The sequence below is a fragment of the Streptomyces sp. SD15 genome, from assembly GCF_054462255.1.
The window spans coordinates 44,851-66,929 of the sequence record NZ_JBTLMO010000018.1 but is presented as its reverse complement, the minus strand read 5'-3'; the positions used below and the strand labels follow the sequence as shown (position 1 = coordinate 66,929).

Annotated in this window: 19 protein-coding genes and 1 pseudogene; 12 read left to right on the top strand and 8 right to left on the bottom strand. The window is 69.4% G+C overall.

Features of this window, described 5'->3' with window-relative positions; all coding sequences use genetic code 11:
- Nucleotides 1–219: 219 nt before the first annotated feature.
- On the bottom strand, nucleotides 220–1,227 hold the full coding sequence (locus ACX28W_RS19580; protein WP_459000276.1) for a hydroxyacid dehydrogenase: 1,008 nt from the start codon (nucleotides 1,225–1,227) through the stop codon (nucleotides 220–222).
- A 209-nt stretch (nucleotides 1,228–1,436) separates the two neighbouring features.
- Here ACX28W_RS19580 and ACX28W_RS19575 point away from each other — a divergent pair, with 209 nt between their 5' ends.
- The 10 genes from ACX28W_RS19575 (at nucleotide 1,437) to ACX28W_RS19530 (ending at nucleotide 14,171) form a co-directional block, all read left to right on the top strand.
- Nucleotides 1,437–2,681: an FAD-binding protein gene (locus tag ACX28W_RS19575; protein ID WP_459000275.1), complete on the top strand. Its 1,245-nt coding sequence runs from the start codon at nucleotides 1,437–1,439 to the stop codon at nucleotides 2,679–2,681.
- A 216-nt stretch (nucleotides 2,682–2,897) separates the two neighbouring features.
- Nucleotides 2,898–4,142, top strand: coding sequence for an ROK family transcriptional regulator (locus ACX28W_RS19570; protein ID WP_459000274.1), 1,245 nt, complete (start codon nucleotides 2,898–2,900; stop codon nucleotides 4,140–4,142).
- Nucleotides 4,143–4,345: 203 nt separating this feature from the next.
- Nucleotides 4,346–5,605: an ABC transporter substrate-binding protein gene (locus ACX28W_RS19565; RefSeq protein WP_459000273.1), complete on the top strand. Its 1,260-nt coding sequence runs from the start codon at nucleotides 4,346–4,348 to the stop codon at nucleotides 5,603–5,605.
- 19 nt (nucleotides 5,606–5,624) lie between these two features.
- Complete coding sequence (locus ACX28W_RS19560) at nucleotides 5,625–6,590, top strand: carbohydrate ABC transporter permease (protein ID WP_459000272.1); 966 nt, start codon at nucleotides 5,625–5,627, stop codon at nucleotides 6,588–6,590.
- The gene (locus ACX28W_RS19555) at nucleotides 6,587–7,480 is read left to right on the top strand and encodes a carbohydrate ABC transporter permease (protein WP_459000271.1); all 894 of its coding nucleotides are present in this window, start codon (nucleotides 6,587–6,589) and stop codon (nucleotides 7,478–7,480) included. Before ACX28W_RS19560 ends, ACX28W_RS19555 begins: the two co-directional genes overlap by 4 nt.
- A 27-nt stretch (nucleotides 7,481–7,507) precedes the next feature.
- Entirely contained in the window at nucleotides 7,508–10,375 is a 2,868-nt protein-coding gene (locus ACX28W_RS19550; RefSeq protein WP_459000270.1) for a glycoside hydrolase family 2 TIM barrel-domain containing protein, read from the top strand.
- The gene (locus ACX28W_RS19545; protein WP_459000269.1) at nucleotides 10,368–11,540 is read left to right on the top strand and encodes an MFS transporter; all 1,173 of its coding nucleotides are present in this window, start codon (nucleotides 10,368–10,370) and stop codon (nucleotides 11,538–11,540) included. The genes ACX28W_RS19550 and ACX28W_RS19545 overlap by 8 nt, the downstream gene beginning before the upstream one ends.
- On the top strand, nucleotides 11,537–12,556 hold the full coding sequence (locus tag ACX28W_RS19540; protein ID WP_459000268.1) for an ABC transporter ATP-binding protein: 1,020 nt from the start codon (nucleotides 11,537–11,539) through the stop codon (nucleotides 12,554–12,556). The genes ACX28W_RS19545 and ACX28W_RS19540 overlap by 4 nt, the downstream gene beginning before the upstream one ends.
- Before the next feature lie 71 nt (nucleotides 12,557–12,627).
- Nucleotides 12,628–13,362 (top strand): ABC-2 family transporter protein, encoded by a 735-nt coding sequence (locus ACX28W_RS19535; protein ID WP_459000359.1) that lies wholly within the window; start codon nucleotides 12,628–12,630, stop codon nucleotides 13,360–13,362.
- A gap of 2 nt (nucleotides 13,363–13,364) precedes the next feature.
- Nucleotides 13,365–14,171, top strand: coding sequence for an ABC transporter permease (locus ACX28W_RS19530; protein ID WP_459000267.1), 807 nt, complete (start codon nucleotides 13,365–13,367; stop codon nucleotides 14,169–14,171).
- A gap of 49 nt (nucleotides 14,172–14,220) precedes the next feature.
- Here the strand turns inward: ACX28W_RS19530 and ACX28W_RS19525 are convergent, their stop codons facing one another.
- From ACX28W_RS19525 to ACX28W_RS19505, 5 genes are all read right to left on the bottom strand, one after another.
- On the bottom strand, nucleotides 14,221–14,970 hold the full coding sequence (locus ACX28W_RS19525; RefSeq protein ID WP_459000266.1) for a TIGR03943 family putative permease subunit: 750 nt from the start codon (nucleotides 14,968–14,970) through the stop codon (nucleotides 14,221–14,223).
- Nucleotides 14,967–16,001, bottom strand: a complete 1,035-nt coding sequence (locus ACX28W_RS19520; RefSeq protein WP_459000265.1) for a permease — start codon at nucleotides 15,999–16,001, stop codon at nucleotides 14,967–14,969. The genes ACX28W_RS19525 and ACX28W_RS19520 overlap by 4 nt, the downstream gene beginning before the upstream one ends.
- A gap of 212 nt (nucleotides 16,002–16,213) precedes the next feature.
- Entirely contained in the window at nucleotides 16,214–16,807 is a 594-nt protein-coding gene (locus ACX28W_RS19515; RefSeq protein WP_459000264.1) for a hypothetical protein, read from the bottom strand.
- Entirely contained in the window at nucleotides 16,804–18,513 is a 1,710-nt protein-coding gene (locus ACX28W_RS19510) for a PHP domain-containing protein (RefSeq protein ID WP_459000263.1), read from the bottom strand. The genes ACX28W_RS19515 and ACX28W_RS19510 overlap by 4 nt, the downstream gene beginning before the upstream one ends.
- Nucleotides 18,514–18,644: 131 nt before the next feature.
- Nucleotides 18,645–19,079, bottom strand: a complete 435-nt coding sequence (locus ACX28W_RS19505; protein WP_459000262.1) for an ATP-binding protein — start codon at nucleotides 19,077–19,079, stop codon at nucleotides 18,645–18,647.
- A gap of 248 nt (nucleotides 19,080–19,327) precedes the next feature.
- Between ACX28W_RS19505 and ACX28W_RS19500 the strand changes: the two genes are divergently transcribed.
- Complete coding sequence (locus ACX28W_RS19500) at nucleotides 19,328–19,666, top strand: hypothetical protein (RefSeq protein WP_459000261.1); 339 nt, start codon at nucleotides 19,328–19,330, stop codon at nucleotides 19,664–19,666.
- A gap of 68 nt (nucleotides 19,667–19,734) precedes the next feature.
- On the opposite strand, the gene ACX28W_RS19495 is transcribed toward ACX28W_RS19500, so the two are convergent.
- Both ACX28W_RS19495 and ACX28W_RS19490 read right to left on the bottom strand, forming a co-directional pair.
- Entirely contained in the window at nucleotides 19,735–20,484 is a 750-nt protein-coding gene (locus tag ACX28W_RS19495) for a class I SAM-dependent methyltransferase (protein WP_459000260.1), read from the bottom strand.
- A gap of 184 nt (nucleotides 20,485–20,668) precedes the next feature.
- Nucleotides 20,669–21,265: a hypothetical protein gene (locus tag ACX28W_RS19490; protein ID WP_459000259.1), complete on the bottom strand. Its 597-nt coding sequence runs from the start codon at nucleotides 21,263–21,265 to the stop codon at nucleotides 20,669–20,671.
- Between the two features lie 142 nt (nucleotides 21,266–21,407).
- On the opposite strand from ACX28W_RS19490, the pseudogene ACX28W_RS19485 reads away from it, so the two are divergent.
- Nucleotides 21,408–21,896, top strand: a pseudogene (locus ACX28W_RS19485) (mycothiol transferase).
- The last annotated feature ends 183 nt before the right edge of the window (nucleotides 21,897–22,079 follow it).

Genomic DNA, 22,079 nt, shown 5'->3' with positions numbered 1-22,079 from the left:
CGGCACCGCGTGCTCGTCCCCGATCTGCGCGGCGGGACTCTAGAGCGGAGCCCCTTGGCGGGGTCCGGGGCGGAGCCCCTTGGCGGGGTCCGGGGCGAAGCCCCTTGGCGGAGTCCAGGGCGAAGCCCCTTGGCGGAGTCCAGGGCGAAGCCCCAGGAGGATGGGACGGGTAGGGGCGGCGGGGGCGAAAAACCCCACGCGACACCCCCAACGCGACGGTCAAGCGGCCCGATCCAGCTCCTCGCGATCGACCCGGTAGGCCAACTCCCTCCCGGTCAGCAACCGTTCGATCTCGTCCACGACCGTCAGCCCGAGCCGAGCGACCTCGTTACCCTGGGAGCCCGCGAGGTGCGGGGTGATGAAGGCGTTCGGAAGGTCGTAGAGCGGAGAGTCCGCCGGCAGCGGCTCAGGCTCGGTGACATCGAGAATCGCACTGATCCGCCCGGCCCGCAGCTCCTCGATGAGCGCACCATGGTCGACGAGCGAGCCGCGCGCGGTGTTGATGAGCACCGATCCACCGGCCATCCGGGCGAGTTCACGGCGCCCGATCAGGTGCCGGGTCTCCGCCGTCGCCGGAGCGTGGACGGTGACGATGTCACTGGTGCGCAGCAGATCGTCGAGCGACAGCAGGGAGACCCCGAGCGCGCCGGCCCCCGCCTCGTCGACGTACGGGTCGGCGAGGCTCACCTCGAGGTCGAAGGGCCGCAGCAGTTCGATGAGCCGACGGCCGATGCGGGAGGCCCCGACGATGCCGACGCGGCGCCCGAAGTTGCCGATGCCGGGGACGATCCCCTCGTGAGGGAAGGCGCGCCGGGTGCGCAGCAGGTCGCGATGGGCGAAGAGGTCCTTGCCGGCGAGCAGGATCATGGCGAGCGTGTACTCGGCGACAGGCAGCGCGTTGGCCCCGGCCGCCGACGACACGGCGATCCCGCGCTCCCAGACCGCGGGCGTGGTGAAGCTCTTGACCGAGCCCGCGGCGTGCAGCACGGCACGCAGCTTCGGCGCCGCGTCCAGAGTCGCGGCGTCCAGCGCGGGACAGCCCCAGCCGGTGATCAGGATCTCCGCCTCGGCGAGGGCGTCACGGACCCGTGCGTCCGTGAAGTCCTCGGCCACCAGAGCGGGATCGATGTCCACGAAGTCACGCAGCCGGGCCAGTGTCACCGGCGGAAAGATCTGCGGCACGTTCTCGGCGGTCATGGCGAACATCGCCACGGGGCGCTCGGGCAAGGAGGTGACCTTCCGGCTCGGTGAGTCCGTTGGCAGCAACCGTTCTCCACGGTGACGGCAACCGCGATAGCAACCGGTTTCTACGCTAGCTGCCGCCTCGCGAGAGGGTCAATGGACGCGCTGATGGGGCGGCCGGCCCGGCGAGGTAGTTTCCAGCGGGGGCCACCGCACGGCCGCCGACGGAAACTTCCCGTGGAGGGATCACAGGGATGACAGAGACCCTGACCAACTGGGCCGGCAACATCACGTACACCGCCAAGGAGCTGCACCGCCCGCAGTCGCTCGACGCGCTCGCGGCGCTGGTCGCGGACAGCGCGCGGGTACGCGTCCTGGGCAGCGGGCATTCGTTCAACGCCATCGCCGAGCCGGGCGAGGACGGCGTCCTGCTCTCGCTGACCGCGCTGCCGCCGACCGTCGACGTCGACACGACGGCCCGTACGGTACGGGTCGCGGGCGGCGTCCGGTACGCGGAACTGGCCCGCCGGGTGCACGAGCGCGGTTTCGCCCTGCACAACATGGCGTCCCTCCCGCACATCTCCGTGGCGGGCTCGGTGGCGACCGGCACGCACGGGTCGGGAATCGGCAACGGTTCGCTCGCCTCGGCCGTCCGCGAGGTCGAGCTGGTCACGGCGGACGGCTCGACCGTGACGATCGCCCGGGGCGACGAGCGCTTCGACGGGGCCGTGACCTCCCTCGGCGCTCTGGGCGTCGTCACCGCGCTCACCCTCGACCTGGAACCCGACTTCGAGGTGAGCCAGCACGTCTTCACCGAACTCCCGCTGGCGGGGCTGGACTTCGAGACGGTGGCGGCGACGGCGTACAGCGTGAGTCTCTTCACCGACTGGGGGCGCCCCGGCTTCCGGCAGGTATGGCTCAAGCGGCGCACCGACCAGCCGCCGGCCGATTTCCCATGGGCCGCGCCGGCCACCGAGGCGATGCACCCCGTGCCCGGGATGCCCGCCGAGAACTGCACCCGACAGTTCGGCGTCCCCGGCCCCTGGCACGAGCGGCTGCCGCACTTCCGGGCCGAGTTCACGCCGAGCAGCGGGGCCGAGCTGCAATCCGAGTATCTGCTGCCGCGACCGCACGCCCTGGCGGCGCTCCAGGCCCTCGACGCGATCCGCGAGACCATCGCGCCGTTGCTGCAGATCTGCGAGGTGCGCACGGTGGCCGCCGACAGCCAGTGGCTGAGCCCCTCGTACGGGCGGGACACCGTGGCCCTGCACTTCACCTGGGTGGAGGACACGGCGGCCGTACTGCCGGTGGTGCGGCGGGTCGAGGAGGCGCTGGACCCGTTCGATCCCCGGCCGCACTGGGGCAAGGTGTTCACGGCCGCGCCGGCGGTGCTGCGCGGGCGCTACCCGCGGCTGGGCGATTTCAGGACACTGGTCGACTCCCTTGACCCGACGCACAAGTTCACCAACGCCTTCGTGAACACCTTCGTGACCAACTGAGTGAACAGCTGAGTGAACAACTGAGTGGGCGATCGAGTGAGCGACCGAGTGGCGATTACAGGCTTTCTCCAGCCCATTTCCTAACCCCTTGTCGAATGTCCGTCCCAGGCCATAGCCTTGCGCCGCGCCGGGGCCGACGAGCTTCGTCATGGCCGCGGTTCGGCAACGAGCCGCCCCTGGCCCGCGGCGGTTCGGAGAATCGAGGTGGCAAGGCCCGTGAAGCGCACATCACGCGACATCCGCACCGCGAACCGCTATGGGGTGCTGCGCCAGATCATCGCCGCGTCGCCCACCTCCCGGCAGGAGTTGGCGGCCGCCACCGGGCTCAGCCTCGCCACGGTCGCCACGCTCGTCGGAGAGCTGCTCGAGCTCGGGATGCTGACCGAGGTCGGGTTCGAGGACTCCGCGGGTGGCCGCCCGCGGGGCCTCGTGGCCGTCAACGCGTCGGGGGGCGCGTTGATCGGCGTCGACATCGCGGAGACGTACGTACGCGTGGAGCTGTTCGACCTCGCATTGAACGTGCTCGCCCGCGCCGCCGAGGACATGCGCCCCGGCGAGAGCCGCCCGGAGCAGGTCGTCGGGCATGTCGCCGCCGCCGTCGGCTCGGTGGTCGCGCAGGCCGGGATCGAGGGCGCCCGCGTGCTCGGTGTGGGCGTCAGCGTCCCCGGCCAGGTGGACCGCGACACCGGGATCTCCGAGTACGCGCCGAACTGGGACTGGCACGACGTGCCGCTGCTGGATCTGCTCGCCGAGCACATCGCCTACCCGCTCTACCTCGACAATCCGCTGCGCGCCTGCGCGGTGGCCGAGCTGTGGTTCGGCGCGGCCCGCGGACGCGGGGACGCCGTCGTCGTCAATCTGGGCACAGGGGTCGGCGCCGGGCTCGCGCTCGGCGGCGGGCTGCATCGCGGGGTCAGCAACAGCGCGGGCGAGTGGGGCCATACGACGCTGGTGCTGGACGGGCGGCCGTGCCACTGCGGCAATCACGGCTGCGTGGAGACGTATGTCGGGGCGCCCGGAATCATGCTGAACCTGCGCGAGTCGAGCCCGGAGAGCCCGCTGCTGCACCCCGAGGACCAGACCGCCACGATCGACGCGCTGTCCCGCGCTGTCGCCGCACACGACCCGGTGGCGCTCAAGGTGGTGCGGGACACCGCCCGTTACCTCGGCGCCGGCATCGCGGACCTCGTCAACCTCCTCAACCCCGAAGTCGTCGTACTCAGCAGCTGGGTCGCCGCCACGCTCGGCGAACCGCTGCTCCATGAGGTGCGCGAGGCGGTCGCCCGGCACGCGCTGAGGCGTCCGCTGGCCGCCACCGAGATCGTCCTCTCCCCCATTCCGACCGATCCGGTCTGCCTCGGAGCCGCGACGTTCGCCCTGGAAGGGGCGCTCCAGCCGGTCGGGCAGAGGCCCGCCAAGCGCACCACGGCCGCGAAGAGCCGTACCGCACCAGCTTCATGACGGCAGTGACGTCAGCCCCCTGAGGGGGCTGGTGAGCCCTCCGGGCAGCCCGCCCGCCCACCGCACCGTTCGGCCCCCCGAACCGGAAGCAACGCTTCGAACAGACTTCGTCCAACCCCTTGCCGAAGCCTTAGCCGAAGGTTAACGTCCCGCTCCGCACAGCGAATTCGAGCCGTAGCCGTACTCGAGACAAGGACGTCAACATGTCGGCGATGAGCAACAACTGGGACCGTCGATCCGTACTGAGGGCCGCCGCGGGCCTGGCCGCACTGGGCCCGCTCGCCGCGTGCGGCAGCAACAACGGCCGCAGTGGTGGCGGTTCGGGCAACGGCCTCGTCCAGTACTTCCACGCCTACGGCGAGACGGGCACCGAGCAGGCGATCAAGAAGTACGCGGCGGCCTACGACAAGGCCGACGTCACCACGCAGTGGATCACCGGCGCGAACTTCGAGAGCAAGCTGTTCGCGAGCCTGCTCACCAAGAACGCGCCCGACCTCTTCGAGTTCCACCCGCAGATCCAGCTCATCAAGAGCGGTCAGGTGGCCGATCTGACGGACATCATCGATCCGGTCAAGGACGACTTCAACCAGGCCGACATCGCCTCGCACACGGTGGACGGGAAGATATACGGCGTCCGGATGATCGACGACCCGCAGTTCTTCTTCTACCGCAAGTCGATGCTGGAGGCGGCCGGCGTCGGCGTGCCGCAGACGCTCGACGAGCTGATCGAGGCCGCCGCCAAGCTCACCACGGACAAGGTCAAGGGCCTCTACCTCGGCAACACGCTGCAGGCGGTCATCCGCCCGATGATCTGGGCGGCCGGCGCCGACACCCTCGACGAGAAGAACCAACCCGCCTATCACACGGACGGTGTCGTCGAGGGCCTCAAGGCGATGCGCAAGCTGTTCACCAGCGGTGACCTCCTCCTCGACGCCCCGGCCGACTACTGGGACCCGTCCGCATTCACCCAGGGCCTCACGGCCATCCAGTTCTGCGGCATGTGGGCGATGCCGGTGATGCAGCAGGCGCTCGGCGACGACCTCGGCATCTTCCCCTTCCCGAAGGTCGGCGACGCCGGCAAGCCCTCGGTCTACAACGGCGGCTGGTCGATGTTCGTCAACGCCAAGGGCAACAAGGTCGACGAGGCCAAGGAGTACGTGAAGTGGCTGTGGCTCGACCAGAAGGAGTACCAGGAGGACTGGGCCCTCTCCTACGGCTTCCACATCCCGCCACGCACCTCGATCGCCGAGTCCGCCGAGAAGCTCAAGTCGGGTCTGCCGGCCGAGGGCGTCAAGCTCTTCAGCGACTACGGGCACTTCGACAACATCGGCTGGACCCAGGCCATGATCAAGGCGACGGAGGATATGTTCGCCGACTCCGTCCGCAAGGACGGTGACCCGGAAGCCGCGCTCGACACGTGCGACAAGGCGGTCAACACCGAGCTGAAGAAACTCTTCGGATAGTCGCCGGACGGATCACGACATGTCGACGACCACCTCGCGCGACCTCGCGCACCCCGCCCCGGCGAAGGCCTCCCCGGCCAAGCCACGGCGGGGGCTGCGGGGCAGCGGCACCTTCAACTTCTGGCTCTTCACCGGGCCGTTCCTCATCGGCCTGCTGATCTTCGTCTACGTCCCGATCGGCTGGAGCGTCTGGCTCAGCTTCTTCGAGGCCCGCTTCACCGTCACACCCAGCACGTTCGTCGGTTTCGACAACTACCGGTTCATGCTGGAGAACGACAACTTCACCGGCGCCCTCGGCACCTTCACCGTCTTCGCCGCGATCATCGTGCCCACCACCTGGGCGCTGTCGCTCGGGCTGGCCCTGATGGTGAACCGGCTCCGGTTCATGCGGGCGTTCTTCCGGTCGGTCTTCTTCCTGCCGACCGCCTGCAGCTATGTCGCCGCCTCCCTCATCTGGAAGATGTCCCTCTTCAACGGTGTCCGCTTCGGCCTGGCGAACACCGTGCTGGGCTGGTTCGGCGTCGAGAACATCGCCTGGCTCGCCAACCCCGATCCGCCGTGGTACTGGCTGGTCATCGTCTCCGCGCGCCTGTGGCTGCAGTCCGGTTTCTACATGATCCTGTTCCTCGCCGCACTGCAGAACATCCCCGGCGAGCTGTACGAGGCCGCCGCGATCGACGGCGCCAAGCCGGGGTGGCAGACCTTCTGGCACATCACGCTGCCGCAACTGCGCGCGACCTCGACGGCGGTGATCCTGCTGCTGCTGATCGCCGCCTACCAGGCCTTCGACGAGTTCTTCAACCTGCTGTCGAAGACCACCTGGGGACGGCCACCGCTCGTCGAGTTGTACTACACCGCCCTCGGTGACAGCCAGGACTACGGGGCGGGCAGCGCGGGCGCGGTGATCCTGACCCTGCTGATCGTCGTCATCACCCTGTTCCAGGGCAAGATCATGGGCTTTGGAAGGGGTGAGGAGTCCAAGTGACCACGACCGCACCTGAGGTGACAAAAACCGCCCCGGCCGGACGACCGCCCCGCGCCGGACGCGGCCGGGGGGTCATGAGCTCCGCCGGCCTGTACGCCGCCACCGGCGTCGCCGCCTTCCTCTTCCTGATCCCGTTCTACGTCATGCTCCGCAACGCCTTCTCCACCGACGCCGAGATCACCGGTGAGGACTGGGCGCTCTTCCCCACGGACATCCAGTGGGGCAACATCACCGAGCCGTTCAAGGACACGACGACCGACTTCGGCCAGTCGATGGTGAACTCGCTGATCGTCGGCGTCCTGCACACCGTCGGCACCCTGCTGGTCTGCTCGCTCGCCGGATACGGCCTGGCCCGCATCCCGTACAAGCACGCCAACAAGATCTTCTACGGGGTCCTGTTCACCCTGATGGTGCCGACCGCCGTCACCTTCGTGCCGGGTTTCGTGCTGGTCTCGTCCCTGGGCTGGATCGACTCCTATCGCGGTCTGATCATCCCGGGCCTCTTCAGTGGTTTCACCTGCTTCCTCTTCCGGCAGTACTTCCTGGGGTTCCCCAAGGAGCTGGAGGAGGCGGCGCGGGTGGACGGGCTCGGCTACTGGGGCGCGTACTGGCGTGTCGTGGTGCCGAACTCGCTGAACTTCTTCGCGGCGATGGCGACCATCACCTTCATCAACGGCTGGAACTCCTTCCTGTGGCCGCTGGTCATCGGCCAGGACCCGAGCGCGTGGACCGTCCAGGTCGCGCTCTCGAACTACATGACCAACCAGACCGTCAACTACCACCTGATCTTCATGGCCACGGCCATTTCCATCCTGCCCCTGCTGTTCGTGTTCCTCTTCCTCCAGCGCTGGCTGGTGCAGGGGATCGCGCAGACGGGCATCAAGGGCTGAGTCACCTCAAGGGCCGACAGGAGACCGATGTCTTTCCGTGCACCTACCGCCATTGACTATGTCGAGGACGTCTCGCCCGGCAGCGGGGCGCTTCCGCCGCGCGCCCGGTACGCGTCTTCCGATGCCAGAACCTTGTCACTGAACGGCAGTTGGCGCTTGCGTCTGTCTCCCACCGCGGACGCCGAGGACGACTCCTTCGCGGCTGCGGGGTACGACGCCGGGGACTGGGCCGAGGTCTCGGTCCCCGGTCACTGGGTGCTGCAGGGTCATGGCGCACCGATCTACACCAACCACCTCTACCCGTTCCCCGTCGACCCGCCCCGGGTACCGACCGAGAACCCGACCGGCGACCATCTGCACACCTTCGATCTGCCGTCCGACTGGCCCTCGGACGGCGGCACGGTGCTCCGCTTCGACGGTGTCGAGTCCTGTGCCCGCGTCTGGCTGAACGGCACGGACATCGGCGAGTTCAAGGGCTCCCGGCTGCCGCACGAGTTCGCGGTGGGCCATCTGTTGCAACCGAGCGGGAATGTGCTCGCGGTCCGCGTCCACCAGTGGTCGGCGGGCTCGTACCTGGAGGATCAGGACCAGTGGTGGCTGCCCGGCATCTTCCGGGACGTCACGCTGCTGCACCGCCCGGCGGGCGGCGTGCTCGACTTCTTCGTGCACGCCTCGTACGACCCTGCCGAAGGGCTGGGGACCCTGCGCGTCGACTCCGACGTCGACGGGCGGGTCACCGTGCCCGCCCTGGACATCGATGTCGCGACCGGCGAGTCCGTCACCGTGCCGGTCGAGGCGTGGAGTGCCGAGATACCGCGGCTGTACGACGGTGTGCTGGCCACGGAGGGCGAGCGCGTGCCGCTGCGGATCGGTTTCCGCACGGTCGTGCTCGAGGACGGGCTGATCAAGGTCAACGGCCAGGCGATCCTCTTCAAGGGCGTCAACCGGCACGAGTGGCACCCCGAGCGGGGCCGCGCGCTCGACCTGGAGACCATGCGCGAGGACGTGCTGCTGATGAAGCGGCACAACATCAACGCCGTCCGCACCTCGCACTACCCGCCGCACCCCGCCTTCCTCGACCTGTGCGACGAGTACGGCCTGTGGGTCATCGACGAGTGCGACCTGGAGACCCACGGCTTCGTCGAGCAGGACTGGCGGGACAATCCCGTCGACGACGACCGCTGGACCCCGGCCCTGCTCGACCGCGCGGCCCGCATGGTCGAGCGCGACAAGAACCATCCGTCGATCGTCATCTGGTCCCTCGGCAACGAGGCCGGCACCGGACGCGGGCTCACCGCCATGGCCGAGTGGATCCGCGGCCGGGACGCCTCGCGGCTCATCCACTACGAGGGCGACATCGACTGCCGGGACACGGACGTCTATTCACGGATGTACGCCGACCACGCCGAGGTCGAGCGGATCGGCCGGGGCCAGGACGGAGGCACCCACAGGCGACGCGGGCTCCCCTTCATCCTCTGCGAGTACGGGCACGCCATGGGCAACGGCCCCGGCGGGATCGCCGACTACCAGCACCTCTTCGAGTCGTACGACCGTATCCAGGGCGGCTTCATCTGGGAGTGGATCGACCACGGCATCCAGGACGAGCGCTACGGGTTCGCGTACGGCGGCGACTTCGGCGAGGAGCTGCACGACGGGAACTTCGTCTGCGACGGGCTGCTGTTCCCGGACCGGACGCCGTCGCCGGGTCTCGTCGAGTACAAGAGGGTCATCGAGCCGGTCCGGATCGACGGTGCCGGTTCGGACGGGACCGTACGGGTGACGAACGCGTACGATTTCGCCGACCTGTCCGCGCTGGCCTTCGAGTGGTCCTACGACGTCGACGGCGAGACCGTCGAGACGGGCGCGCTGTCCGTGCCCCCGCTCCTCCCGGGCGAGTCCGCGGACGTGAAGCTTCCGCCGCCCACCGCGGACACGCGGGGCGGCGAGACGCGGTGGACCGTGCGGGCGCTGCTCGCGGCCGAGGCCGCGTGGGGGCCACAGGGACATGTGGTGGCGTGGGCTCAACTCCCTGTTTCACCACGCCCGTCGACGCCGGTGAAGCAGAGTGACGCTCCGGTGCTCGGTGAGCGGCAGATCACCCTGGGCCCGGCCGCCTTCGACGCCCGTACCGGTGCGCTGCGGACGATCGGCGGGGTCGACGTCACCGGGCTGCGCCTGGACGTGTGGCGGGCGCCGACCGACAACGACAACGGCACGGCGTGGCAGCCCGATCTGCGGTACGGCCCGCTCTGGCGCGAGCTGGGTCTGCACCGCATGCAACACCGCCTGGAAGCGGTGGAGTTGGACGAGGACGCGCTGACGGTACGGACCCGGGTGGCGCCCGCCGCCCGGGAGGTGGGCCTGCGCACGGTGTACCGGTGGACGTCCGACGGGACGCGGCTGCGGCTCACCGTGTCCGTGGCGCCCGAGGGCGACTGGACGCTGCCCCTGCCCCGGCTCGGGATCCGACTCGGTCTCGCGGGCTCGGCGAACCATGTGAAGTGGTTCGGCGGCGGACCCGGTGAGGGCTATCCGGACACCAAGGCGGCCTCGATGGTGGGGCGTTGGGAGTCGACGGTGGACGCGCTGCAGACGCCGTACGTCCGTCCGCAGGAGAACGGCGCACGCCCCGACGTCCGCTGGGCGGAGATCGGCGGGCTGCGGGTCGAGGGCGAGCCGGAGTTCTGGTTCACCGCGCGCCGCTGGACGTCGGAGCAGCTCGACACCGCCGAGCACCAGACCGACCTGTCGGCGGGCGACACGGTGTGGGTCAACCTCGACCACGGCCAGCAGGGCATCGGCTCGCAGTCCTGCGGTCCGGGCGCGCTGCCCCAGTACCAACTGCGGGCCGCTCCCACGGAATTCACGTTCGTCTTCTCGGAGATTCATGACTGACACCCTCACGAAGACTGCGGCCGGTCGGCTTTTCAGCCGACCGGCCGCGGTCGCGTCGTGCGTCGGATTCGTTCTCATCGGCATGCTCCAGGCGCTCTACGGCCCGGCCGTCCCGGGCCTGCGCGAGGAGTACGGCCTGACTCCCTCCGTCGCGGGCCTCGGTCTGAGCCTGCACTTCACCGGCGGTGTCGCGGGCGTCCTGACGTTCAACGCGATCCACTCCCGTATCTCCAACAGAGCTCTGCTCGCTGCGAGTTACGCCCTGATGGCGGTGGGCGGCGCGGGCTTCGCGTTCGCCCCGAACTGGCCGTTCGCCCTCGCCGCCGCCTTCCTCGGCGGGCTCGGCTTCGGCGGCATCGACTACGGCCTCAACCAGTTGTTCGCGGTCGGTTTCGGCGACCGGTCGACGGCCATGCTGAACGTCCTGAACGCCCACTTCGGCATCGGCGCGGTGCTCGGCCCCGCGCTCGTCGCCTGGCTGGGTCCCGGCGACTACGCGTACGCCTTCGGTGCCTGCGCCGTGCTCGCGGGGGCGCTGATCCTGTGCACGGGCGGCGTCCGCAGCGAACCGCCCCGGACCGCCCCGAGCCTCGGCGAGAAGCCCGCTTCCGGCGGACTGCTCTCGCGCGTGCTCGTCGGCTTCCTGGCCCTGTACATACTGAACGTCGCCGTCGAAGCGGGCGTCGGTGGCTGGGAGCCCACCCACCTGGAGACCGTCGGCTACAGCGCGACGGTCGCCGCCTCCGCCACCTCCGTGTACTGGCTGATGCTGACAGCCGGCCGCTTCCTCGTCGTCCCGATCACCCTGCGGTACGCGCCCGAGCGCATCCTCGCGGTCTGCGCGGCCGGGATGACGGTCTGCCTGTTGCTGGCGCTGATTCCGGGGGCGGCCCCGGTGGCGTACGCCGGTGTGGGCCTCTTCATCGCGCCCGTCTTCCCGACCGGGCTGCCCTGGCTCAACAGCGCCCTCCCCCAGGCGAAAAGCGCCGGCGCCTGGGTGATCGCGGCCTCGATGATCGGGGGTGTCGCGGCTCCCCCGCTCCTCGGCGCGGGCATCGAGGTGTCGGGGATCCACGCGGTGCCATGGCTGCTGACCGTGCTGTCCGCCGCCTCCCTCGCGGCAACCGTGTGGCTGATCGCCCTGACCCGAAAGGCCTCTTCGTGAGCGGAAGCATCCAAGTACGAAGCCTGTCCCGGACCTTTCACACCACCGTCCGCCGCCCCGGCTTCACCGGCGTCCTCAAGTCCCTGGTCAGCCCGGAGCGGGTCGCGAAGGAGGCCGTCTCGGACGTCTCCTTCGACGTGGCCCCCGGCGAACTGCTCGCCCTGCTCGGGCCGAACGGCGCGGGCAAGTCCACCACCATCAAGATGCTCACCGGCATCCTCACCCCGACGTCCGGCGAGGCACGCGTCGCGGGTGTGGTCCCGTACCGGGAGCGCGAGCGCAACGCGCGCAACATCGGCGCGGTGTTCGGGCAGCGTACCCAGCTGTGGTGGGACCTGCCGGTGCGTGAGTCGTTCGCGATCCTGCGCGACATCTACGGAGTGCCGGAGCGTGAGCACCGCGTCCGCCTCGGCGAGTTCGACGAGCTGCTCGAACTGTCCACCTTCTGGGACACCCGCGTGCGCCATCTCTCCCTCGGCCAGCGGGTGCGCTGCGATCTCGCCGCCGCGCTGCTGCACGACCCGCCCGTGGTGTTCCTCGACGAGCCCACCATCGGCATGGACGTGGTGGTCAAGGAACAGGTGCGCGGCTTCCTCAAGCACCAGGTGGAGTCGCGCGGCCGGACGGTGCTGCTCACCACGCACGACATGACGGAGGTCGAGCGGCTCGCCGAGCGTGTCGTCCTGATCAACCACGGGCGTCTCGTCCTCGACGGCACCCTGGACGAGATCCGCCGCACGTTCGGCTCGACCTGGCAGGTGCGGGCCACGCTCGCCGATCCGCAGGCCCCCGTCGCGCCACTGCCGGGGATCGCGCTGCTGCGCCGGGAGGGCCCGCAGGTGGTGTTCGGACCGGACGGTCCGGCCGCCCCGACGGTCCACCAGGCGCTCAAGCTCGTCATCGAGCGGTACGAGGTGACGGACCTCGCGATCGACGAGGCCGACCTCGAGGACGTGATGCGGGCGGCGTACGTCCAGGCGTCGGCTCCCGAGTCGGCTCAGGCGGTGGCCGAGTGAGCCTGTCCCTCCCGAGCGGCTGGCGGGCCGCCCGGGTCACCCCGCTCGGCGAGCTGCACACCCCGCCCCGGATGACCGCCGCGCTGCTGCGCCTCACCGTGCAGGTGGTGCTGGTGGCGTCGCTGTGGCGCGGCCTGTACGCGCAGACCGGCACCACCGCCGGACTCACCCGCGACCAGGCGGTCACGTACGCCGTACTCGCCGTACTGGCCACCCGCATCCGGGAGTTGGACCAGTACTCCGGCCGGGACACCGTCCAGCAGCACATGCACTTCGGCACCATCGTGTACTGGTATCTGCGCCCGCTGCCCCCGCAGCGCTACTACGCGCTGCGGGCGTTCGGCGAGCAGGTCTACGGGTTCGTGTGGGCGCTCGCCGGATACGCGGTCTGTCTGGCCGTCGGAGTCGTCGATCCCCCCAAGTCGGCCGCCGCGGCGGGAGCGTTCGCGGTGAGCGTGCTGCTCGGCCAGTGGGTTCTGTACTACGTGATGCTCGTCATCGACCAGCTGTGTTTCTGGACGCTCCGCAACGGCGCCGCGATGCTGATCCTGATCTTCGCGCAGAACCTGCTGTCCGGGGTGTACGCGCCGCTGTGGTTCTTCCCGGACTGGTTCATCACACTCAGCCGCTTCCTGCCGTTCCAGGCGACGCTGAGTGTGCCGCTGTCGCTGTACGTGGGCCGGATCCCGGTGTCCGACGCGGGCCCCGAACTCGCATTGCAGGCCGCCTGGGTGGTGGCGCTCGCCCTGTTCACCCGGCTGCTGTGGCGGCGCGCCGCCCGGCGCGTGATCTCGCAGGGAGGCTGAGCATGTCGCTGGATTCCTTTCGGATCGTGTGGCGCATCACGCGCCTCAACTTCCGTGCACAGCTGGAGTATCGCTCCGAGTTTCTGATGATGATCGCGATCGGCGCGATCTGGCAGGTCTCGGTGATCGTCTTCGCGACCGTGCTGCTCACCCGGTTCACCGGGATGGGCGGCTGGGCGAGCGAGGACGTCCTGCTGATCGCCGCGACGCGGATGCTGGCGCACGGTCTGTTCGTGCTCTTCCTGGGCCGGGTGCACGGTCTGGCCCGGCACATCCAAGAGGGCGTCATCGACACGTACTTGGTGCGCCCGATGCCCGTCCACCGGCAGCTCCAGCTGTCCTTCTTCCCCACGAACGCGATCGGTGACCTGACGGTGGCCGCGGGCCTGATGGCGAGCGCGCTCACCCGCAGCCACCTGGACTGGAACGCGGGCCGGATCACGTACCTTGTCGTGTGCGTGCTGGGCGGCATGCTCCTGGAGGCGGCCCTGTTCACCGCGGTGGCCTGCGCCTCCCTCCGCTTTCCGGCCGCCGACTACTGGGGCCGCTGGCTGGAGGAACTGCTCGGCACGTTCGGCAGCTACCCGCTCAATGTGCTGCCGCGCGCGGTCGGCGGCTTCCTCACGTTCGGGCTGCCGCTGGCGTTCGTCGCGTACTTCCCGGCCGCGGTGCTGACCGGTCACGGGGGCGACTCAGGGGTGCCGTACTGGCTGGCGGCGGCCTCGCCGCTGGTGGGGCTGCTCGCGTATCTGGGCTCCCGGCTGCTGTGGCGCTGGAGCCTGCGGCACTACACAGGGGTGAACGGGTGACGGAGTGACGGAGTGACGGAGTGACGGCGGGATGCCCCGGACCGGCGCGTCAGGAGGGGGTGAGAGGAAGGGCGTCCGTGTATCCGTTCGCCGGCCGGTCGACCTTCTTGACGGTACGGGCGTCGAGGGCGGCCGGGGCGGAGCTCGTGCCAAGGGTTCCGCCGGGGTGCCAGGCTCCCGTGATGGTCACCCAGGTGTTGGCGGACAGAGCCGGGGTCCCGTAGATCCGCACCTTCACGGACTGGGCGTCCGCCGCACAGCAGTTGAACATGATCCGGGTCAGGTACCAGCCGTCGCCCTCTTTGTCCGGCGTGACGAAGCCGGTCATCCGGACACTACGTCCTTTGATGGCCTGCTCGCGGTCCTGCTGTACGCGGCTGGTGAACTCGGTGAGGGTGAGGGGGACCGGCGAGATCGCGGGCAGCGGATCGAAGTGTTCCTGCTCCACGACGGCCTTGGGAGCCTCACGGGAGGCGGTGTACGCGCCGAGAGCGGGCGGGGCGTAGAGGAGCAGACTCAGCGCGGGGAGGAACAGCAGCCAGGAGACACGGGGCGCGGTGGAGTGATCGTGACCGTGGCCGTCGTGGCCGTCGTGGCTGTCGTGCTCATCGCCTCCGTCCTGTCTCCGGTGCAGCATCGCGTCCGCCAGCCCCAGCAGGAGCAGCAGCACCCCCGACGCGATCAGTATCGGACGCATCCCCTCCTTGACGTACCTGAGGCACAGGTCGGTGAAGAGCGAGGCGTGCAGCAGGCCGAGGCCGCTGAGGACGAGCAGGAGTATCTGGGCATGGCGTTTCACAGCAGGATCCCTCCGATCAGCACGCTGCAGACGACCGCGACGACGGTGGTCGCGGTGGAGAAGCGGACCGCGAAGGCCCGTCCGAAGGTGCCCGCCTGGAGGGCGATCAGCTTCAGGTCGACCATGGGGCCGACCACCATGAACGCCAGCCGCGCGGTCGGCGAGAAGCCGGTCAGGGAGGCGGCCACGAACGCGTCGGCCTCGGAGCACACCGCGAGGAGGATGGCGAGCGCCGCCAGGAAAAGCACCGACAGCCAGGGCGAGCCGGAGAACGCGTCGAGTACGGAGCGCGGGACCGCCACGTTGAAGGTCGCCGCCGCCATGGCGCCGAGGACCAGGAAGCCGCCCGCGTGCAGGAAGTCGTGCTGGAAGCCGCGCCGGAACTCGTTCCAGCGGCTGTGCCCCGGCCGGTGCCCGGTGTGTCGCACGGCCGGCCGGAGCCACTCCTCGCGGCCCAGCCAGAGCCACAGCCAGCCCATCAGGGCGGCGGTGGCGAGCGAGGCGAGCAACCGGGCCAGGACCATGGCGGGGCTGCCGGGGAAGGCGACGGCTGTGGCGGTCAGCACGATCGGGTTGACGGCGGGGGCCGACAGCAGGAACGCGAAGGCGGCGGCCGGGGTGACGCCGCGGCTGATCAGGCTGTTCGCGACCGGCACCGACGCGCATTCGCAGCCGGGCAGGACGACCCCGGCGACTCCCGCGACCGGGACGGCGAGCACGGGCCGCCGGGGCAGCATCCGGCTGAACACCCGCGCCGGCACGAACGCGTTGATCGCGCCGGACAGGGCCGTGCCGAGCAGCAGGAAGGGCACCGCCTGGATGGTGATGGCGAGACAGACGGTCCGCCAGGCCTGCATGGCCGGTTGGTCCATCCACCGGCTGACGACGAAGAGCACCGGCCCGGAGAGGACGGCCGCTCCCAGCAGGAGCGGCCAGAACCGGGGCCAGTCCCGTACGGGGGCGTCGTCGGCCCTCGCGGGGACCACGACGCCCGCTTCCGCCTCCTCGGCGAGTTCCTCTGTTTTCTGCATGCCAGCTCCGACTGTCGGATGATCGCATCGAAGATAGCGGGTCCGGCAACCTTCGCGACGCCGGCGGCAACCCCAGGGAGAACCACCCCACCCGCCCCCCCCACTCCCCCGAGGAGCAGCCGTGCCTCACCCAGCGTGCTCGTGGGGGAGCGACGTCGGCTGGAACCTTCACCACAGTTCCAGCCGACTGCTCTCGACTGCCCGCTGTCGCCTCAGTGGTCGGCGCAGCACGGCGTCGGGTCCGGCACCTCGAACGGGACCAGCGTCCCGCCCGCGGCCGGCATCGCCGCCAGGACCAGCTGCCCGTCGCGCCACTCGGGACGTACGTGGTCACGTGTGACCATCCGCAGCTCGGGCTCGGGGCTGCCGGGTGCGCCGAGTACGGCGATCCGGTCCACCGCGGAGTCGGCCAGCAGCCGGGCGACGGTCACCGTCCCGGTGAGCGACTCCACCCCGCCGTACAGGACGGCCCGGCCACCGGTGCGTACGGTGTGCTCGGCGGCGGCCTGGGCGGCACCGGCCGCGAGCTCGGCGGGCCCGTGGCGATCGGCGCCGAGAGCCGCGCCGAACTCCCTCTCGGCCAGCCGCTGCCAGGCCGAGCGGGCCGCACGCTCCGACGTCACGGCGAAGGACAGCGCCGTATGCGGATGCCGCCCGTCCCGCACATGGTGCGTACAGCCCAACACATCCGCACCCAGGCCGAGTTCGCCAGCAAGCCCACGGAGCAGACGGTCTGCCGCCTGCAGGGTTCCCGCGTGGCCGGTGTCGACTCCGACGACGTACCGCCCGGTGTACCGCTCGGTCACGACGGCAGGACCCACACCGGGTTGGAGTAGAACCACAGGTCCTTCCACGGGTCCGCGTCGCCGACGACATCCACGGCCGGGCCCGCCGGGTCGACCGCGGAGCCATTGAGGCCGACGGCGGAGCGGTTGCCGTCGGTGCCGCGCAGCCGGACGTACACCGGGCGGTCGACCGCACCGAGGTCGTACGTGAGGCGCACGGTGCCGGTGGACTTGTTCACCTCGTACGACTTCACGACCTTCGCGGTGGGAGCGGTGAGCGTGTCCCGGTCCGAGGCCGCGCCCGTCACATCGCCCTGGATGACATCGACGCGCGCCAACTTCGGCACGTATCCCGCCCAGTTGGCGCCGCCCGCCAGTCCCAGGTCGACCGTCAGCGTGACCTTCGTGCCCTTCTTGACGTGCAGCGCCCCGCCGAGCGTGGCCCAGCGGCTGCCGCCCGCCACCCGCGCGTCGAGACCGCTGATGAGCTGCCCGTGGTCGACCCACACGCGCCCGGCGCGGATGCCGTCCATCACGGCCGCGTAGGAGAATCCGTCGGCGCCGACGTGCGTACGGCTGTACTGGCCGGGCCAGTAGTCGCCCTGCGTGAGGTCGATCTTGCCGCCGTAGACCGGGTCGGCGTACTTGCCGTTGATGGCGTAGTCGGCGTCCGGGCCGCCGCGTACGGCGGTGTCCGTGTACACCTGGTGGGAGTCGGAGTTGGCGGTGATCCACCAGGGCTTGCCCTCCGCGAGGAGGCTGTCCCACAGGCCACCGACCGTGGCGGTCATCCAGTCGAAGCCGCCCCAGGTGCGGTAGCTCTCCAGCGGGTACCCGGCGAAGGAGTTGGCGCTCGGGTTGTTGTCGTAGATGCCACGGGCCCGGCCCATACCCAGCGGCGCGGCGATACCTGCCGCCTGGTGCCCCGGAGCGCCCTCGAATCCGACCGCGATCTGGCGGCCCGAGCCGGTCGCGTCGCGCCAGCCGCGGATCTCGTGCGGCGAGTCGACACCGCGCCGCGCCGGGTGGTTGGCGAGCATCAGCGCGTCCTTGACCTTGCGCCGCTGGACCTGCTCCGCAAGGAAGTTGAGACCCGCGATGGCGAGCGCCTCATTGGCGGGCGACGAGTCGCTCGCCCCCTTCACGCTGCCGTCGTAGTCGGTCTCGAACTGCTTGAGGACAGAGACCTCGTTCTTGCCGGGGTGGACAAAGACCGTCCCGTGCTCGGCGGCCGGGATGTTCCACTCCAGGCCCTGGAAGACGAGGGTGTCCTCGTACGCGTCGCGCGCCTCGACAATGTCGGGGTTGACCTTCTCCACACCGATCTTGGCGTGCGTGGTGTTGCCGTGGTCGGTGATGACCAACCAGTCCATGCCGTGCCGTGCACCCTGGCGGACCTGGTCGACGACGCGGTACTTGCCGTCGTTGCTGTACTGGGTGTGGATGTGGTGGTCACCGGCCAGCCAGAGGAAGCCGTTCTTCTTGCGGCTGCCGCTCGTGGTGGCGTACGCCGGGGCGGCGGTGGCCCCCTGCGCGAGGACACTGCCGGCGGCCAGGCCCGCACCGAGCAGCCCGGCCCGGCGCAGCAGCGAGCGACGCGACTGCTGGTCGGGGGTCAGCGCCTCGTCGGGCACGGAGGTGTCGAAGGCGGCGGGCAGAGACGCACCCGTGCTGTCGTGATGGTGGTGGTGATGATGCCCGTGCTCGTGTCCGTGCGTGTGCCCCATGACGCCTCCTGAGTCCCGCCCCGCCCCTACGGGCGCATGCCACAAGGAGATTCGATGCGAAACATGAACACTGAGCGGCCGACACGTGTTCGCCGGGCGACCTGGACGGGGCAACTGCCCCCGCCCGCCCGTCACATCCGGATTTCCGCCCAGACGACCTTGTAGGCCCCACCCGCACGCGGCTCAACTCCCCACCGTCCGGCGAGCGCCGAGACGAGCAGTAGCCCGCGCCCGCCCTCGTCCACCGGATCGGGTGTCCCCTGAAGCACCGGCAGCCGATCGGTCCGCCCGTCGGCCACCTCCACACGCACGACGTCCTCCCGCAGCACCAGCCGTACGCGGAAGTCCCGCCCGCGCACCCGCCCGTGCCGCACGGCGTTCGCGGCGAGTTCGGCGACGACGAGGGTCACGGTCTCACTGACCTCACTGTCGTACGCGAACCCCCACGCATCCATCCGATGCGCGACCAGCCGCCGCGCGAGCCGGGCCCCACGCGGCGTGCTGCTGAAGAGCTGCGTGAACGTACGTACGATGACCGGCACTTGGGCCCGGATTTCTCCTTGCATGCCCCAACGGTCCCGTGCGGCACGGGGATCGACCAGCCACGCCACTCGTACGCCGCGTCGCGTACGAGTTCACGCCGCGGGCAGTAATGGTAACGGTGCGTAATCATGGGCGATATGACCAACAGCACCATGAACGAGCCCGAGCCGACCGACAGTGCCAGCACACCGCTCGCGTGTGACGAACTTGAATGGCGCCCAGCGCCGGCTAAAACGAGCTCGTGCATGGTGGGCGATGAGACGTCGAGCTCTTGATCGTTGATCACGGTCATGCGGTGGGGAACACGACTCGTGCAGGGATCATCAGCAACCAGCGGATCACGGGCCTGACAGTCGATGTGATCGCCGAACTCGTCGCTGAGATCGGCCCGTTGCGGCACGAGCGCCACCAGGCCAAACTCGCCTCCCGGCAGCGGAAACGGGCAGTGGGTGCCGGTGCGAAATACCGGCTGGTGTTCGTCGACCGGCTGCGCGCTGGCCTGCTGGTTCGGTATGGACCGCTCGGGCCATCGGCGAGGTGCGGCCCCTGCTCGCCGAGCGGGGGTGCACGCCCCAGTTTGCGGATGGTCCATAAAGATCAGGCGGTGTGAAGTGGGTTCTGGCCCAGATCTTGGCGAGCAGTAGCGGAGAGTTGTCCCGGACCTGCTCAAGGGAGGGGTCAGGTGGCTTGGAGCCGGAAGTGCAGCAGGTCGGTGACACTGGCGGGGGCGGGCTTGCCGTCCGGATCGGTGACCGCACTCACGGTCAGGCCGGCGGTCGCGGCCAGCTTCTCGAACTGGTCCCGGGTGTACCAATGCAAAATCCACGGGCGCTCTACAACGCTGCTGTCTGAGCCGTGGTGGCGTTCGTAGCGCAGAAGCGTCGTCTGTGTCCGAGCTGTCTCGTCGCGTTGCTCAGCGACGACGGACACTCGCAGCTCGGCGCCGTCGGGTGCGGCGGCCGTGCGCACACGGCCGATCTGTTCGGCCGGGGTCGGTGCGGGGATGAACAGAGGCACCAGGGCGACGCCGCCCTCCGCCAGATGAGCGCGGATGCCGCGCAGGGCGGCCAGCGCCGCGCCGTCGTCGGGGAGCAGGGTGAAGGTCGGCCCGGCGAGGAAGATCGCCCGGTAGCGACGGGGCAGGTTCAAAGCTTCCATACGCTGGTGGAACACGGTGGTACGGATGCTTTGCTCATCTGCCCGGCGCCGGAGGCGTTCCAGCATGTCCGCGGAGGAGTCGACGCCCTCGACCTCCAGTCCGCGTAGGCGCAGTTCGAGCAGAGGATCACCGTCCCCGCATCCCAGCTCCAGTGCCGGCATGCCGGCTTGCTGAATGAAGGCTGCATAGGGCTCGGGGTCCTGGGAGAAGGACTTCAGCGGTCCGTAGAGCTCTGCGACGATGCCGGTGTAGAAGTCAGCTGGGTCCACGCTCGTCACCCTATGCAACCCATCCCGCACGTTCACTCGAATATCAAGGGTGGGTCACGCCCGATGCGTCCATCAAGTCAGTTGGGCTGGTCCCTGTGCCAGGTCGGCGTCTCATTGCGTTTCGAACGCGGCGGGTTCCTCCGCGTTCGGCCAGTAGTCCAAGAGCCTCTGGTGAGATGCTTCCTCACTGGTCTTGGCCGGGCCAAACTGCCACAAGATCACGGTAGTTGGCGAAGCAGGGGCCGGGAACCGTGTCTTGGATCGGCTGACCGTTCAGCCAGCATATGTGGAAGGTGTCGCTCTCGGTGTCGAGTAGACAGCACACTCCGCCGCTGGCGGCGGTGAGGCCGGTGAACACGGCTCTGACGCTTGCGGATCGCTCGAACAGCCGGCTCATCCCCGACGTGGCTGCGGTGAACTCTAGAGACGCGAAGCGAGGGTGTGGCGCGGGCGCGAACCGCACCGTGAGGTAGACGTAGCCAATCTCAACTCTCCCGAACTCGTCGGGTTCGGAGTCACGGTCCCCGCAGAACTCGCGCACCGCGTCGTCGACGCCGAACATGATTGAGGTGTCGAGTTCAAGCCTGCCGCTTGTGGAGCAATCCACCGGCTCGCTCTTGAAGTTGGACGTGAACGGGACGACGACCCGGTCACCGCCGGGCATGGTGACCGTAAGCGGCGTCACTCGACGGGTTGGCGGCGCCAGCTTGGTGAGCTCGAGCAGCGCCCTGGCGACGTTCTGGGCAGGCACAAAGATCTCGTAGCTGTAGTCAAGCCCCATACACTCCACCCCTTGTCCGTCGAACTGGATCTTCCCATGACACGCCCGGTGCAGCGTCGGCCTACTCGATGACCAGAAGTCGATCACTCGGGAAGGTACGCCCTTCGCGTCCAACCCGAGGCCTGTCCACAAGTCATGAGCATTGCTCAAGGAAAGCTTGCGCACCGCTCTGGATCGACACCGCGACGCGGCCCTATGGAAACTCGAGGGCCTCGACGACGACCAACTGCGCCGCCCGGTGGCCCCGTCGGGTATGAGCCTCCTCCTCAGGCTGGTCAAGCATCCCGCCGGCAACGAACTCGGCTGGTTCTGCCTGACGTTCGACCGCGAGTGCGATCCCCTTTTCCTTCGAAGTCGCAGGCGACGAGGCGTCCGACTGGCACGTGGCCGCTGACGAGCCGACCAAAGACATCCTGGACTTCTATGCCCACGCCGGACCGCCGCCGACGAGGCGATCGAGAAGCTCGACATCGACGCCACCGGCACCGCATTCGCATTTTTCGACGGCGCCACCGTCTCACTGCGCTGGGCACTGATCCACCTGCTCGAAGAAGTTGCCCGGCACGCAGGTCATGCTGACATCCTGCGTGAGTCCATCGACGGTTTCACCGGAGATCACAACTGGGGCTGACGCAACTACAACCGAGCATCGTCTGGATCGGCTCACGCTCCTCGCGAAGGCGTACGGGTGCGGCTCCCCCGAAGAGACGCGTTGAGCTGGGAGGACGCTGGTCGGGGTCTGCTCAGGTCTGCCCGTCGGACAGGCGGCGCTGTCCGGAAAGCCGGAGGAAGCCCGGGAGAGCCTGGAGCGTCT

Coding starts and splice junctions, on each gene's coding strand:
- ACX28W_RS19575 (WP_459000275.1), top strand. CDS start 1,437: ATGACAGAGACCCTGACCAACTGGGCCGGCAACATCACGTACACCGCC.
- ACX28W_RS19565 (WP_459000273.1), top strand. CDS start 4,346: ATGTCGGCGATGAGCAACAACTGGGACCGTCGATCCGTACTGAGGGCC.
- ACX28W_RS19560 (WP_459000272.1), top strand. CDS start 5,625: ATGTCGACGACCACCTCGCGCGACCTCGCGCACCCCGCCCCGGCGAAG.
- ACX28W_RS19550 (WP_459000270.1), top strand. CDS start 7,508: ATGTCTTTCCGTGCACCTACCGCCATTGACTATGTCGAGGACGTCTCG.
- ACX28W_RS19545 (WP_459000269.1), top strand. CDS start 10,368: ATGACTGACACCCTCACGAAGACTGCGGCCGGTCGGCTTTTCAGCCGA.
- ACX28W_RS19535 (WP_459000359.1), top strand. CDS start 12,628: ATGACCGCCGCGCTGCTGCGCCTCACCGTGCAGGTGGTGCTGGTGGCG.
- ACX28W_RS19530 (WP_459000267.1), top strand. CDS start 13,365: ATGTCGCTGGATTCCTTTCGGATCGTGTGGCGCATCACGCGCCTCAAC.
- ACX28W_RS19520 (WP_459000265.1), bottom strand. CDS start 16,001: ATGCAGAAAACAGAGGAACTCGCCGAGGAGGCGGAAGCGGGCGTCGTG.
- ACX28W_RS19510 (WP_459000263.1), bottom strand. CDS start 18,513: ATGGGGCACACGCACGGACACGAGCACGGGCATCATCACCACCACCAT.
- ACX28W_RS19505 (WP_459000262.1), bottom strand. CDS start 19,079: ATGCAAGGAGAAATCCGGGCCCAAGTGCCGGTCATCGTACGTACGTTC.
- ACX28W_RS19490 (WP_459000259.1), bottom strand. CDS start 21,265: ATGGGGCTTGACTACAGCTACGAGATCTTTGTGCCTGCCCAGAACGTC.